The following is a 12,235-nucleotide window of genomic DNA, read 5'->3' as shown; positions in this document are numbered from 1 at the left end:
GCCCGCGCCGAGCGCCGCAAGGGCGAGCAGCTTCGCCGCGGCGGCGCGCCCGCGCGAGGGGACCGCCGTGAGGTTGGCGAGGCGCCCGGCAGCGCGCTCCTCGTCCACGGCGAGCCCGCAGACGATGGCGGACATAAGCGGCATGAGGGCGCCGAGGAACTGGGCGTAGGCGTCCGCGCCCAGCGCCGGGTCCCATCGGGTTACGGAGAAGTACTCGCCGCAGGCAAGACCGGCCGCCAGGCCGCAGACGAGGTGCACCACTGTGAGCGGGGAGCGCGCCAGGCGCAGGGCCTCGGAGAGCAGGGCCCGCGGGAGAGTCATGCGCGGCGTCGGGTCGGAGAGTCGTGTCACGGCCATCACCTCTCCTCGGAGCGCGCGAACCAGGCCGCGCCCGCCGCCGTGAGCGCGGCGAACGCGAGCGCGCAGACCGCAAGGCCCGCCAGTGTGAGCATGCTGTCCGCCGTGAGCGCCCCGCCGAGCGCCATGTCCGCCGCGAGTGGCTCGCCGCTCGGCAGCACGGGTATGAAGCTCGTGGGGATGACCATGCTCGCGGACGGCGGAAAGAGCTGCGGCAACGGCACCAACGACCAGGCGAATCCACCCACGAGCTGCACGACGAGCGGGCAGAAGATGCCCGCGAGCATGCCGAGCCGCGCCGTGAGAAAGAGCCCTGCGGGGATCATCCACGCAGCGGTCACCGTGTTGGCGAGCGCGCAGAGGAGCATCGTGAGCGTGCCCGCAGCCGTGAGGCCCTGCGAGGAGAATGCCGATCCCGCGAGGTAGATGCCGAAGACCACGAGGTTCGAGAGCGTGCAGAGCGCGAGGCACCAGAGCGCCTTGGCCCACCAGGCGCGCCCGAGCGGGAAGCCCAGGCCCAGAAGCCCCCGCATCCGCGTGCGCGCGTCCGCCCGCGCGACGCACGCCACCACGAGCGAGAGAGCCACGGGCAGGAAGAGCACGTACCAGTAGTTCCACGCGCTGAAGGTCTGCACGCCCCGGTAGGGCATCGCGCCGAGCAGCGGCATCGGCAGCGCCATGAGTACGGCCAGGCGAACCGGTGCCGCGTGGCGCGACTTCAGGGCCTCGGCGCGCAGGCCCGCGAGCAGGCCGCCTTTCTCGCCCGTCATGCCGCCACCTCCCCGCGCGCTCGTCGCCCCTCCCGGCAGACGCTCATGAAGAGTTCCTCGAGGTCCTGCCCTGGCCGAAGCACATCCTCGTAGGCGAGGCGCCCCCGGTAGATGATGCCGATGGTGTCCGCCATCTGCTGCACCTCGGAGAGGATGTGGCTCGAGACGAGCACCGTCGTGCCCGCCGCTGCGAAGCCACGGATCTGGTCACGCAGCTCCTCGATGCCGATGGGGTCGAGGCCATTGGTGGGCTCGTCGAGCACGAGCAGGCGTGGCCGGGCGATCAGCGCCAGCGCGAGCCCCAGGCGCTGCCGCATGCCCATCGAGAAGCGCCCGGCGCGCTTCTTCCCGGTGTCCGCGAGGCCCACGGCGGCGAGCACCTCATCTACGCGGCTCTCGGGAAGGCCCAGCAGCGTGGTGCGCACGCGCAGGTTCTCGCGCGCGGTGAGGTTGGGGTAGAGCGGCGCCTCCTCGATGAGGCTGCCGATTGCGTAGAGGTCCTCGCGGCGCCAGGCGTGCCCGGCAAAGAGGATCTCCCCGGCCGTCGGTCGCAGCATCCCGCAGATCATCTTGAGCGTTGTCGACTTGCCGGCGCCGTTGGGGCCGAGCAGCCCGTAAACCTCGCCCTCGCGGATATGAAGGCTCACGTCGGCCACGGCGTCCTGCGCCTGGTCGCCGCGGCCGAAGCGCTTGGTGAGCCCGCGCGTCTCGAGCATGTAACCCATGGGTTTATCCTTTCTCTTCCGGGCGCGCGGGCCGAGCCACCGTGCCCGCGCGCCTTACCTTTCGGGTTCACCATCCATGGTGGGGCGCGTTTCTAACGAAGCCGTAACGGCCGTTGGGCTCTTTTGGCGCTAGCCCTTCTCGACCCGCACATCATGATTAATTTGCTTAAGGCAACTACTTTCCCGACCGATGTAATCACCGAATCAAAACGTGTACATAAGCCATCAAAGATGCCGAAAAATGTCATATTTGGAGGCTGATGTACACAAATGCAGAATCCCGCACAACCCAGTAGCATCCTCCATATGTCTGGACTCTCTATGCTTACGCTGGATAGACATCGCCAGAACGGGTATAGTATCGAAAGTTTTGTCGTTTACCAGCGGGGGAGTCCTGTGGGCATCAAGAAGAAGATCAAAAAGGAGCTTATCGGCACCTCCGATTACCCGTCGAATAAGATCTTCACGATCTCCAATTTCATCACCTTTACGCGCCTCGTGCTCACGCTGGTCTTTCTGTACCTGTTTGTGACGGACAACAACCGTGTCGTCGCCATTGTCATCTATGCCATCGCGGCTTCCACCGACTGGATGGACGGTCAGATTGCCCGCATGACCAAAACGGTCTCGTGGCTCGGCAAGGTTATGGATCCCATCTGCGACCGTGCGCTGTTGTTTACCGGCGTGCTGGGCCTGGTCGTCCGCGGCGAGCTGCCCATCTGGGTCTGCGTGCTCATTATCGGTCGCGATATCTACCTGGGCATCGGCACGCTCACCGTGCGGCACTACCACCGGCGCCCCATCGACGTCGTCTTTCCCGGCAAGATTGCCACGGCACTGCTCATGACCGGCTTCTCGCTCATGTTGCTTGGGTTCCCCATCGTGGACGGCTGGCATCTGCTACCCGCCACGTTCACGGCGTTCCCGGGCCTCAATGGCAGCTCGGTGCCCCTCGGCATCTTTTTTGTCTACGGCGGCGTCATCTTCTCCATGCTCACCGCTGTCATCTATACCATTAAGGGAGGGATGGCCATTAAACAGGCCATCGCGCATCCCGAGGATGAGGACATCGACTTTCTGAACCCCGAAATCGAAGACTAGGTCGTTGGGGTATGATTACGTACGGTACATTTTTTGCGGCACGTCCGCGTTAGATAGGGGTTGTCATGGACAACAAGGATAACAATATGCCTCAGAACGATAAGACTGCGGACGCTACCTGCGTTTTCCGTGTTCCTTCGAGCGATGTCACCGTTCCCGACCTTATGGCCAACGTGCGCATCACCGCTCCGGTTCTGTCCATCGTCAAGGGTCCGCAGACCGGAGCTGCCTTTGAACTCGAGGACGACGTGACCACTATCGGCCGCGATCCCGCGAACGGCATCTTCCTCAACGACATGACTGTCTCGCGCAGCCACGCACGCATTATTCGTGAGGGCCTGGGCGCCCGTATTGAGGATCTGGGCTCGCTCAACGGCACCTGGGTCGACGGCGCCATCGTCAACGGTGCTCCGCTGCATGACGGCTCTTCCGTTCAGATCGGTACGTTCACGCTCATCTACCACGAGAGCACGCCGGAGCGCATCGAAACCGGTGAGTAGGTAATGGCCGAACGCAACTATCTGAGTATCGGCCAAGTCGTCAACCTACTTCGAGGCGCATACCCCGATCTATCGAACTCAAAAATTAGATTTCTAGAAGATGAGGGGCTCATCGCCCCTCATCGAACGCCTAAGGGGTATCGCCAGTACTCCAAGGAAGACGTTGACCGTCTCGAGGTCATCCTGCACCTGCAGAAGACCCGCTACATGCCGCTCAACGTGATTAAGCAGCGCTTGGAAAACGCAACGGACCTGTCCACTTTGGCTTACGAGGTGGGTCTTCTGTCCGATGTCCCGCTTAAGACGGAGCCCAAGGAGACCAAGCAAAAGCTGCACCCCATCGAGACGATCCCCGATATGCTCGGTGTTGAGATCTCGTTTATCCGCTCCCTTGCCGAGAACGATCTTATCCGCATCATCAAGAGTCCGCAGAACCGTGAGCTCGTCGATGGCCGAGATTTCCCGATCATCCGTTACTGCTCGGAGCTGTCGCGCTTCCACATTGAGCCGCGCAACCTGCGCCAGTACGTATCGTCGGCAAACCGCGAGTCTTCGATGTTTGAGCAGGTGCTTGTGAGCATGCTCGGCATGGATACCTCCGATGACGAACGCGACGCCAAGCTCGAGCGTGCGTTTAAGAAGCTTCACGACCTGACGGAGGGTGTGCACACTGCGCTGCTCAAGAACCGCGTTTTTGAGTCGCTCAACGCCGTGGTCGAGGACGCCGACATCGATGCACTCGATGAGGAAATCGCTCGCTCCGAATCCACCAAGGCCAAAAACGAAGAAACTGCCGCACCGGCTTCGCACGAGGATTCTCTCGTAAAGCCGCTCAAGGTCGTCGCCCCTTCGCAATCCGGCACCGCCACCGCGGGCAAATAACAGCTGCCGCTTATCCGGCAACCCATTGAAAGGTCATGCAATGTACGACTTCGAATCTCAAATCGTCGACATCCCCGACTATCCCGAGCCCGGAGTCATCTTCAAAGACATCACGCCGCTCTTTGGCAATCCCGAGGCGCTCAAAGCCATGACCGATGCCCTCGCCGAGCACTTTGCCGGCATGGGAATCACCAAGGTCGTGGGCCCAGAGGCTCGAGGCTTTATGGTTGGCGTACCGGTGGCTGTAGCCCTTGGCGCCGGCTTTGTTCCCGCACGTAAACCGGGCAAGCTGCCGCGCGAGACCGTGAGCCAAAGCTATGAGCTCGAATACGGAACGGATTCCATTGAGATCCATGCCGACGCTATCAGCTCTAAAGATACCGTGTTGATTCTGGATGACTTGGTCGCGACGGGCGGAACCGTCGAGGCAACAGGTAAACTGGTGCGAGATATGGGCGCAAAGCTTGTCGGTTACGGTTGTATCCTTGAGCTTGCGTTTCTCAACCCGCGCGAGAAGCTCACGCCGTCTGAAGGCGATGTGGAGCTCTTTAGCCTGGTGACGGTGGACTAGCCGTTACCCTTAGTTACTGGAAAGGAAGCTACATGCGCACAGCAAACACGCACAAAAACATGGCACGCTGCGCTGCTACGGCAACCCTCGCTTGTGTTTTGGGCTTGGGCCTCGCGGCTCCTGCCTACGCCGATACCGCATCCGACCTTGCCGCTGCTCGAACGAAGCTCGAGCAGATCGGTACCCAAACCCAGCAGATTTACGATGAGCTCGCCACGCAGACGCAGGCGCTCGATCAGACTGCTGGCGAGATCACGCAAAAGCAGCAGGAGATCGCTGACGGTCAGGCCAAGCTCTCGACCTATGTCGCCGGCGAGTACAAAACCGGCGGTCTGAGCCTGCTTCAGGTTTTGACGGGTGTCGATGATCTGAGCGATATGCTCAACCGTCTGTTCTACTACGGCAAAGTTTCCAATAAGCAGGCTCAGACCATTCAAGAGGTCAAGGAGCTTAAGCAGCAGCTCACCGATAAGCAGGCCGAGCAGGAGAAGAACGTCGCCGCCACGCAAAAGAAGGTCGACGAGCTTAATGCTCAGCAGGCTGAAGCCCAGAACGTCGTAAATTCCTTGGATTCGCAGCTGCAGGCCGAGCTTGCCGCCGAGGCCGAGGCCAATGCCGCGCTGCAGGCCGGCATCAACGCCAGCACCGCCGAGAAGGCCACGGTGAGCAACGAGACTGCCGGTACGACCGAGAACACCAACAACGGTGGCCAGACCAGCAATAACAACAACCAGGGCGGTAACACTCCGGCTCCTACGCCGGCACCAGCTCCGACGCCGCAGCCCTCCACGCCTGCTCCGGCTCCGACGCCTTCTGCTCCGAGCCAGTCCGTCGATGGCGGTTCTGTTGTCTCGCGTGCATACAGCAAGCTTGGTTGCGCTTATTCCTGGGGCGGAATTGGCCCGAACAGCTTCGACTGCTCTGGTTTTGTTAGCTATTGCCTCACTGGTCGCTATTGCCGCCTGGGCACCACGGGTACCTTTATGGGCTGGACGCGTGTGTCCGATCCGCAGCCCGGTGACGTTGTGGTCAACTCGTACCACACCGGCATTTACATCGGTGGTGGTCAGATGATTCATGCTTCCGACTACAACACAGGTGTTATCATCAGCTCCGTTGCCGCCGGCATGAACAACAACTATATCTTCGTGCGCTACTAAGTCATCTTACACAGCGTGTGAATGTGGACCTCGTGGCTTAAAGTCGCGAGGTCTATTCTTTTGTCTCTAATCTTGTACGGCTATCTAGTATTCAAAACTAGATAGCCGTACATTCGGTTTGCAAGATGGCTATAATTGTTGAGGAACAATTAGAAAGGACCCTCTATGAGCTGGGCACTTATCTCCGATTCAAGCTGTAACCTCCGCGATTGGCAACCGACCGCGCCCCATACCACATTTGCATTTGCGCCCCTCAAAATTCGAGTGGGGGAGCGTGAATTCGTCGATGACCTTTCGCTCGATGTACATGAGCTCAACTGCGCTGTTCAGGCGGAGACGAACGCTTCTTCGAGCGCTTGTCCCAGCGTAGGGGAGTGGGCCGAGCTCTTCAAATTGGCAGACAAGACCATCTGCATGCCGATCTCTGAGGGCGTGTCGGGCAGCTACAACGCGGCAGCCACGGCTCGCGATATGGTTCTTGCCGAGGAGCCCGACCGGCAGATTCATCTAGTCAATTCGCGCGCAGCTGGCGGCAAAATGGACCTCATTTTCTTGCTGTTCGACCGCTATCTTGCAAGCAATCCGGATGTCTCATTCGAGGACGCTTGCGCATACTTCGATAGCCTCGAGCAAAACAGCAAGATCCTCTTTAGCCTGTGTAATTACGAGAACCTCGCCAAAGCCGGACGTATCCCTAAGGCAGCCGGCGTCATTGCCAACAAGCTCAATATCCGCATTTTGGGCACGGCGAGTGAGGCCGGTAAAATCGAACTCGTCGGTCACACGCGTGGCGAAAAGAAGATGCTCAACAAGATCATCGACACCATGGAAGCTGAGGGCTTTACGGGCGGTGAGGTCATCATCGATCACGTTGAGAATGAAGCTGGAGCCCAGGCGCTTACTGACCGCATAGTCGAGCATTGGCCCGGCTCCAAGACCATCATCATGCCCTGCAACGGCCTGGATTCCTATTACGCCGAGATGCACGGCCTCATCATCGGCTACGGCATGGCCGTAGCTTCGGGCAAATAACGTCCAACCAAGCAAAAATACGGGCGGGACAAAGCGACAGATGGCTCTTTGTCCCGCCCGTTTTATACTTCGGCTAGCTATTAAACCCGTTGAACTTGAGATAGCTCATCAAGTAAGCCTTCGAAACAAAGGATGAAACCGCGCTGCGCACAAGCAGCGACTCACGCGTTATCTGATGCGCCATATCGGGAACCGGCGTCTGCTCGACGGAAAACGCCGAACGAATCGATGCCTCGAGCTGATCGACCACATAATCGAAGGCCGTCGGGGCATCGTAGCTCAAACGCTGAATGTTAAAGAGTGCCTGCACCGCAGCAATAGGTAGCACCTGCTTAAAGAGGCAGATAGCGATCAGGCGGGCAATCTGCTCGCGGCCATATTGCTTTTTGACCGGAGCAGGCACCAGGCCGACCTTCACGTAGTTATTGATCATCGATGGCGTAATGACAGGGTGCTCAACGCAAATGGACAGCGGCTCCATCCACAGCGCAACATACTCAATCACCTGGTCGCGGTAGAGCGTCACATTGGGCAACTGGTTATAGCGCGGCAGACTCAACGTATTAAGTTTACGCACGATATCGGACTGAATGAATGCATCGGGCAGCACCGTGGGCTGAATATCCTCGGGCTTAATGCTGACCGACGAATCGGACATCGGAATAACGTATTTAGCGTGGTTCATAAGAGGCCTCCGTTCGTTTTCTATATTGTATTCTAGGTTATCTAGTTTTGCATACCACATAGCCGCTAAGAAAATTGGCGGGACAGTGCACTGATGCATCGTCCCGCCATTTAGTAAATTGATAACAACCTTACATAAGAAATATTATCGTACTTATCCGCGGAGAAACGCGTATGCGCTCGTTGCTGCTATGGCTCCGTCAGAAACGGCGGTCACAACCTGACGTAAGCGCTTGGAACGGATATCGCCAGCAGCAAATAGACCTGGCGTGCGGGTCGCCATGGATTCATCAGTCAAAATGCCGCCATCAGGCGCCAGATCGACAAGATGCTCAACAAGCTCGGTATGGGGTTGCGTCCCGGTAAAGACAAAGATGCCAAACGAGCCAGGCTCAAAGGTCTCAGCATGCGTCTTACCGCTTGCATTGTCCTTGAACGTAATTGTCGTGGGCATCGCTTCACCAGAAAGCTCAACAATACTAGTTTGGTACCTAACTGTAATATTGTCCTTTTTGAGTACTTTCTGAACAACACCATCAGGCGCACGGAACTGGTCGCGGCGCAGCACGATGGTCACACTGCTGGCAATGTCTGACAGGAACAGTGCCTCTTCGCATGCCGAATTGCCACCACCGATTACAAAGACCTGTTTGCCGCGGAAGAACATGCCGTCACATGTTGCGCAATATGAAACGCCACGACCGCGATAGGTATCCTCGCCAGCGAAACCTGCCGGACGCGGCGTGGCACCCATGCAAGCGATAACGCTCGAGGCAAGCGTATCGCCCATATCGTGATGCACCGTAAACAGCGCTGCATCGGCATCGTAATCGATACCCGTAACCACGCTCCATGTAACCTGCGCTCCCAGCCCCTCTGCATGTTGCTGAAAACGCTCGCCGAGTTCGGCGCCACTCAAGAGCGGAATGCCCGGATAGTTCTCGACCTCATTGGTCGTGGCGATCTGTCCACCCGACATGCCCTGCTCAATCACGGTCGTCGTCAGGTTGGCACGCGCAGCGTAAATGGCGGCAGCATAGCCCGCGGGGCCTCCACCGATAATCGCAACATCAATCGGCTGATCGGTAGTCATGAAGAATCCTCTCGTCGAAACGTTGTCGTTCTTTGCGCTCATACCCAAATTTACGTGAACATGACACTCATGCACTACAATGATAAATCGCGTAACAAAGCTGAAGGGGAGTTATCGATGGATCAAACGCAGACGAGCAATAGCGCTCCCCTGCCCATGCAAGCCACTCCCCAACCGGAGCAAATGACCGTTTTACCTGCACAAAAACCCCTGGTAACCATTGTGCACGCATCAGTTGGATCGGGCCACAAAGCCGCCGCCAACGCGATTGCACAAGCATTTGACCTTATCCGCGGCACCAAGGGAATCCCTGAGGATATTGAAATTGAAGTGCTCGATATCCTTGATTTTGGACGTATTAAATTCGACGGCAATAAGACCGCGGCTTCTTTTACGGGAGCCACACGCCCCATTTACGACCTGACCTGGCGATATACGCTTACGGGGCATCTTCTCTGGGGTGGCGGCACGGCATGGTCGCGAATTATGTTCCCCGCCTTCAACGAATATATTCGTAGCCGCAGGCCCATAGCCGTGGTTGCAACGCACATCACAGCAGCCAATGTTGCCGTGGGCGCCCGCGTAATTACGGGTATCGATTATCCGGTCATCTGCGTACCGACCGACTACGAAGTCGAGGGATGGTGGCCCCACAAGGACACCGATTTATTCTGTGTTGCCAACGAATTTATGGCCGAAACGCTGCGTCCGCGCAAGGTGCTCGAGACAAAGATTCGCATTACCGGCATTCCTATTCGCGCCGGATTCGACACGGATTACGATCGCGAGGAAGAGCTAGCTAAGTTCAACCTCCCCACCGAGAAGACCGTCGTGCTGGTAATGGCCGGTGCCAGCTTGCCTCAACCGTACGTTCGCTTTCGCGCGGAGATGGACCGCACCCTCCCCTTCCTACGCAGCTTCGAAGACATGCACTTTGTCTTTTTGCCGGGCAAAGACACCGAATATGCCACCCGCCTCAAAACGCTCTTCGACGCCATGAAGCTCGAAAACGTCACGGTTCTGGACTATGTCGATGATATGGCAGCGCTTATGCACGGCTGCGACCTGGCAATTCTCAAATCGGGCGGACTCACCGTCACCGAATGCCTGTGCGCACACCTGCCGATGATCCTGCTGGGCAAGTCCTATGGCCAGGAAAAGGCCAACACCACCATGCTCACCGGCATGGGCGCCAGCATGCATGTCACCACCGCACGAGAGCTCATCGTGACGTTGCGCCATCTCCACGATCATCCTGAGTCGCTCAAGGCACTGCTCATCAACGGCGAAGTACTACGCCGCCCCCACGCAGCCGAAGACATAGCCATCGCAACCATGGAGCTCGTAGGCAAACCCCAAAAGCGCAAACGAGCCTTCTGCCGCTTCTACTGGGGCGGAAAACCCGCGCATATCAGGTAGTGATTTACTGTCCGCTGACCGGCCCGACCCGCCTATATATCATCCCATGCTCAAACATTCTCGCTGCGCTGCGAAACTGCGCGTGGGACGATATATAGGCGGGTCGGGCCGGTCAGCTGCGTTTACGCACCACCAGCTGCGCCGGATCCCCCTATTAGAAGCTGCAAAGGCAAACCAAAGTAACCAAATGCAGTTAGCCGGTGCGACAAAGGGACTGTTCCTTTGTCGCAGCGGCATATCAAAAAGATTGATTATTGCTTTCAAGCGAGTAACCGCCCGCCTGCCTCTCACACATATCGTTCCACGCGCAGTTTCGCAGCGAGCGAAGCGAAGCGAGAATGTTTGAGCATGGAATGATATGTGTGAGAGGCGGGCGGGAGGGATACGAGCGCCCCTAGGCGACGCCGCTGGAGCCGAAGCCTCCTTTGCCTCGGTCGGTTTCGTCTAGTTCGTCTACTTCTACGAGGTTGACCGTGGGGACTTCTTGGATGACGAGCTGGGCGATGCGGTCGCCTTTGTTGATTTGGATGTCGTTGGTGGGATCCAGGTTGATAAGGATAACCTTGAGTTCTCCTCGGTAGTGGGCGTCAATGAGGCCCGGCGTGTTGACTATAGACAGGCCCTGCTTGATGGCCAAGCCGCTGCGGGGCTGGACGAAGCCGGCGTAGCCGTCGGGCAGGGCGATGGCCAGCCCCGTAGAGACCAGACGGCGTTCGAAGGGCTTCAGGACGCAGTCCTCGTTGGAGCGCAAATCCAAGCCGGCATCAGTGGGATGGGCGTATTTGGGAAGCTCGACGGTGGGATCGAGGCGCTTTATGTTGACGGTAATGTTGGACATGGAATCACCTTAGCTTGTCGAGCTCTTGCAGAAACTCATCGACGTCTTTGAAATCGCGGTAGACCGAGGCAAAGCGGATGTACGCCACCTTGTCAATCTTGGCCAAGCGCTTGAGCACCATGTCACCCAACTCATGGGACGTGACGGCCGTCAGCGTGCGAGAGCGCAACTCGACCTCGATGTCGTCGATAATCTCATTGAGCTTCTTAGTGTCGATATCGCGCTTGATGGTGGCTCGCATCAAGCCGACGAGCAGCTTATTGCGATCAAACCGCTGCTTGGTTCCGTCTGACTTAATGACCTCGATTGGGTCTTCGCATCGCTCGAACGTTGTAAAGCGGTAGTTACACGAGCAACATTCGCGACGGCGCTTAATGGTGTTATTTGACTCCTGCATACGGGAATCAACGACGCGGGTATGTGCCTTGCCGCATTTGGGACAGCGCATGGTACCTCCTCTTAAACGATAACAAGGGTACCATGCGCAGCGCGATAATGATTACGAACGAGCAGGAACCTTAAGATGCGCACCGGCGGCGAGCGAACCATGCTCCAGATGATTGACGTTACGGATCATGTCGGAAGTCTCTTGCGTGGAAAGGCCTTCGATTGGATATTCCTCGGCAAGCGACCAAAGAGAATCGCCAGTCTGAACGCGAATGGTCTCGTAAGTAATGTTGGAAACGGACTCGGCATACGCGGCGTGACGAGCGCTAAAGACCGAAGTAGCGAGGACAAAGAAGAGCGTAAGCGCAACGGCGACGGCGACAATCGTCGGAACCTTCAGGGCAACGCGGGCCGGCGCGACTACAGCCTGCTGATTGCGAGCAGGCTTTACGGTCAAAGGTTGAATGCCGGAGCGGCCACCCTGAACAACCGTAAAAGTGGGTTCTGCAGGCGTCTCGAGCTTAAGGGCGAGGTTTCCCTGGACCATATTCGTTGCGTTCATCATGTTCTCCTCTCGCGTGTTTTGCTGAGAACAGTTTTATCAAGCCGCGCGGACAAAAATGTCTAGCGCGAGAACGAATGTTCGGTTATTATTATCTTCGAACAGTTGTTCCTGTCAAGCAAAATTCGAACATTTGTTTGACATGGGTAGAGAG

Annotated in this window: 14 protein-coding genes and 1 pseudogene; 7 read left to right on the top strand and 8 right to left on the bottom strand. The window is 57.9% G+C overall.

Annotation, left to right across the window (positions count from 1 at the left end; genetic code table 11):
• The 3 genes and pseudogenes from DWW12_RS02190 to DWW12_RS02180 form a co-directional block, all read right to left on the bottom strand.
• A pseudogene (locus tag DWW12_RS02190) lies at positions 1-321 on the bottom strand (lantibiotic ABC transporter permease); the annotation flags it as partial.
• Positions 322-356: 35 nt separating this feature from the next.
• Positions 357-1,127 (bottom strand): hypothetical protein, encoded by a 771-nt coding sequence (locus tag DWW12_RS02185; RefSeq protein WP_117854755.1) that lies wholly within the window; start codon positions 1,125-1,127, stop codon positions 357-359.
• A complete protein-coding gene (locus DWW12_RS02180) occupies positions 1,124-1,852 on the bottom strand; it encodes a lantibiotic protection ABC transporter ATP-binding protein (protein ID WP_117854753.1) in 729 nt (242 codons plus the stop codon). Before DWW12_RS02180 ends, DWW12_RS02185 begins: the two co-directional genes overlap by 4 nt.
• A gap of 396 nt (positions 1,853-2,248) precedes the next feature.
• Here DWW12_RS02180 and DWW12_RS02175 point away from each other — a divergent pair, with 396 nt between their 5' ends.
• The 6 genes from DWW12_RS02175 (at position 2,249) to DWW12_RS02150 (ending at position 7,098) form a co-directional block, all read left to right on the top strand.
• Entirely contained in the window at positions 2,249-2,953 is a 705-nt protein-coding gene (locus DWW12_RS02175) for a CDP-alcohol phosphatidyltransferase family protein (RefSeq protein WP_117854752.1), read from the top strand.
• 65 nt (positions 2,954-3,018) lie between these two features.
• A complete protein-coding gene (locus tag DWW12_RS02170; protein ID WP_187323940.1) occupies positions 3,019-3,453 on the top strand; it encodes an FHA domain-containing protein in 435 nt (144 codons plus the stop codon).
• A 3-nt stretch (positions 3,454-3,456) separates the two neighbouring features.
• Positions 3,457-4,335 carry a MerR family transcriptional regulator gene (locus DWW12_RS02165; RefSeq protein WP_117854750.1) on the top strand — a complete coding sequence of 293 codons (879 nt, stop codon included), beginning with the start codon at positions 3,457-3,459 and terminating at the stop codon, positions 4,333-4,335.
• Positions 4,336-4,375: 40 nt separating this feature from the next.
• Complete coding sequence (locus tag DWW12_RS02160; RefSeq protein ID WP_117854748.1) at positions 4,376-4,906, top strand: adenine phosphoribosyltransferase; 531 nt, start codon at positions 4,376-4,378, stop codon at positions 4,904-4,906.
• A 32-nt stretch (positions 4,907-4,938) separates the two neighbouring features.
• Positions 4,939-6,066, top strand: coding sequence for an NlpC/P60 family protein (locus DWW12_RS02155; protein ID WP_199570632.1), 1,128 nt, complete (start codon positions 4,939-4,941; stop codon positions 6,064-6,066).
• 165 nt (positions 6,067-6,231) lie between these two features.
• Entirely contained in the window at positions 6,232-7,098 is an 867-nt protein-coding gene (locus tag DWW12_RS02150) for a DegV family protein (RefSeq protein WP_117854747.1), read from the top strand.
• A 73-nt stretch (positions 7,099-7,171) separates the two neighbouring features.
• On the opposite strand, the gene DWW12_RS02145 is transcribed toward DWW12_RS02150, so the two are convergent.
• Together DWW12_RS02145 and DWW12_RS02140 are read right to left on the bottom strand one after the other, a co-directional pair.
• Positions 7,172-7,783 (bottom strand): DUF1836 domain-containing protein, encoded by a 612-nt coding sequence (locus DWW12_RS02145; RefSeq protein ID WP_199570630.1) that lies wholly within the window; start codon positions 7,781-7,783, stop codon positions 7,172-7,174.
• Between the two features lie 153 nt (positions 7,784-7,936).
• Positions 7,937-8,875, bottom strand: coding sequence for an NAD(P)/FAD-dependent oxidoreductase (locus DWW12_RS02140; protein ID WP_117854745.1), 939 nt, complete (start codon positions 8,873-8,875; stop codon positions 7,937-7,939).
• A gap of 69 nt (positions 8,876-8,944) precedes the next feature.
• Here DWW12_RS02140 and DWW12_RS02135 point away from each other — a divergent pair, with 69 nt between their 5' ends.
• Positions 8,945-10,294, top strand: a complete 1,350-nt coding sequence (locus DWW12_RS02135) for a glycosyltransferase (RefSeq protein WP_233544204.1) — start codon at positions 8,945-8,947, stop codon at positions 10,292-10,294.
• Positions 10,295-10,688: 394 nt separating this feature from the next.
• Here DWW12_RS02135 and dut read toward each other — a convergent pair whose 3' ends face one another.
• Genes dut through DWW12_RS02120 form a run of 3 tightly spaced genes read right to left on the bottom strand, consistent with a single transcriptional unit; the run spans position 10,689 to position 12,084 of the window.
• A complete protein-coding gene (gene dut, locus DWW12_RS02130; protein WP_117854743.1) occupies positions 10,689-11,132 on the bottom strand; it encodes a dUTP diphosphatase in 444 nt (147 codons plus the stop codon).
• A 4-nt stretch (positions 11,133-11,136) separates the two neighbouring features.
• Positions 11,137-11,580, bottom strand: a complete 444-nt coding sequence (nrdR, locus tag DWW12_RS02125) for a transcriptional regulator NrdR (RefSeq protein ID WP_022093781.1) — start codon at positions 11,578-11,580, stop codon at positions 11,137-11,139.
• Positions 11,581-11,631: 51 nt separating this feature from the next.
• A complete protein-coding gene (locus tag DWW12_RS02120; RefSeq protein ID WP_117637270.1) occupies positions 11,632-12,084 on the bottom strand; it encodes a LysM peptidoglycan-binding domain-containing protein in 453 nt (150 codons plus the stop codon).
• Positions 12,085-12,235 lie beyond the last annotated feature (151 nt).

Origin of the sequence: Collinsella sp. AF14-35 (genome assembly GCF_003464565.1) — a bacterium.
GTDB lineage: Bacteria > Actinomycetota > Coriobacteriia > Coriobacteriales > Coriobacteriaceae > Collinsella.
The sequence above is the reverse complement of the archived record's forward strand: the minus strand, read 5'-3'. Positions and strand labels throughout refer to the sequence as shown.

Excerpts from the sequence above, each read along its gene's own strand:
- DWW12_RS02185 (WP_117854755.1), bottom strand. The coding sequence starts at position 1,127 with ATGACGGGCGAGAAAGGCGGCCTGCTCGCGGGCCTGCGCGCCGAGGCC.
- DWW12_RS02180 (WP_117854753.1), bottom strand. The coding sequence starts at position 1,852 with ATGGGTTACATGCTCGAGACGCGCGGGCTCACCAAGCGCTTCGGCCGC.
- DWW12_RS02170 (WP_187323940.1), top strand. The coding sequence starts at position 3,019 with ATGGACAACAAGGATAACAATATGCCTCAGAACGATAAGACTGCGGAC.
- DWW12_RS02165 (WP_117854750.1), top strand. The coding sequence starts at position 3,457 with ATGGCCGAACGCAACTATCTGAGTATCGGCCAAGTCGTCAACCTACTT.
- DWW12_RS02160 (WP_117854748.1), top strand. The coding sequence starts at position 4,376 with ATGTACGACTTCGAATCTCAAATCGTCGACATCCCCGACTATCCCGAG.
- DWW12_RS02155 (WP_199570632.1), top strand. The coding sequence starts at position 4,939 with ATGCGCACAGCAAACACGCACAAAAACATGGCACGCTGCGCTGCTACG.
- DWW12_RS02150 (WP_117854747.1), top strand. The coding sequence starts at position 6,232 with ATGAGCTGGGCACTTATCTCCGATTCAAGCTGTAACCTCCGCGATTGG.
- DWW12_RS02145 (WP_199570630.1), bottom strand. The coding sequence starts at position 7,783 with ATGAACCACGCTAAATACGTTATTCCGATGTCCGATTCGTCGGTCAGC.
- DWW12_RS02140 (WP_117854745.1), bottom strand. The coding sequence starts at position 8,875 with ATGACTACCGATCAGCCGATTGATGTTGCGATTATCGGTGGAGGCCCC.
- DWW12_RS02135 (WP_233544204.1), top strand. The coding sequence starts at position 8,945 with ATGCACTACAATGATAAATCGCGTAACAAAGCTGAAGGGGAGTTATCG.
- dut (WP_117854743.1), bottom strand. The coding sequence starts at position 11,132 with ATGTCCAACATTACCGTCAACATAAAGCGCCTCGATCCCACCGTCGAG.
- nrdR (WP_022093781.1), bottom strand. The coding sequence starts at position 11,580 with ATGCGCTGTCCCAAATGCGGCAAGGCACATACCCGCGTCGTTGATTCC.
- DWW12_RS02120 (WP_117637270.1), bottom strand. The coding sequence starts at position 12,084 with ATGATGAACGCAACGAATATGGTCCAGGGAAACCTCGCCCTTAAGCTC.